General features: G+C 60.6%; 1 pseudogene. It reads right to left on the minus strand.

The features are described from left to right. Nucleotides 1-225 (minus strand): annotated as a pseudogene (locus tag L6Q67_RS23895) (C4-dicarboxylate ABC transporter permease); the annotation flags it as partial. Nucleotides 226-657 lie beyond the last annotated feature (432 nt).

A 657-nucleotide genomic window follows, 5' to 3' on the forward strand; every position in this document is an offset into this window, starting at 1 on the left:
GCGGGCGCTCGCAAAGCTGTTGCCCAGGCTGGTGAGGTGATTGCCACGCTCGGCCAGCACCGCGCCGGCCATGGCGAGCACCAGCCCCAGGTGCTGGACGATCATCGGCGCGTTGGCGATGCCCATGCCGTGGAGTGGCCGCAGGGCGATCTCCACCAGCGGGATCAGGGTCATCAGCAGCAGCGCGGCGGAGGCGAGGGCTTCGTCGAAGGGCAGTCGGCGCATGGGGCGGTTGGAGTTGTGGGGTGTGTAGGAGCGATGTGTAGGGGCGACTTCAGTCGCCCGCAGACTTCAATCAGGCAACTGCGTCTGATGGCTGGGCGACTGAAGTCGCCCCTACAGGTTGCCGTGTGGCGGGGGGCGTTGTTGATCCCGGACTTGAAGCGGTTTAAGTCGGACTTGAAATCCTTCAAGTTCGACTTGAGCAAATGCACCTCAAAGCTGCGCGATCCAAAGTCGGACTTGCGATGGCCCAAGTCCGACTTTGGTTTTTTCCAGGTCAGACTTGGGATATCCGAAGTTTTAGTTGGAAGCGTTCAAGTCCGACTTGAACGGTCGCAAGTTTTTGTTGGACTGCGTCAAGTCGGACTTGAACGGGTTGAAGTTTCAGCTTGGACTTCCGTCTGGCGAGCTCGGTCAGCGCTTGCCGGCGCGGTA

Origin of the sequence: Zoogloea sp. (assembly GCF_023150065.1) — a bacterium.
Taxonomy (GTDB): Bacteria; Pseudomonadota; Gammaproteobacteria; order Burkholderiales; family Rhodocyclaceae; genus Zoogloea.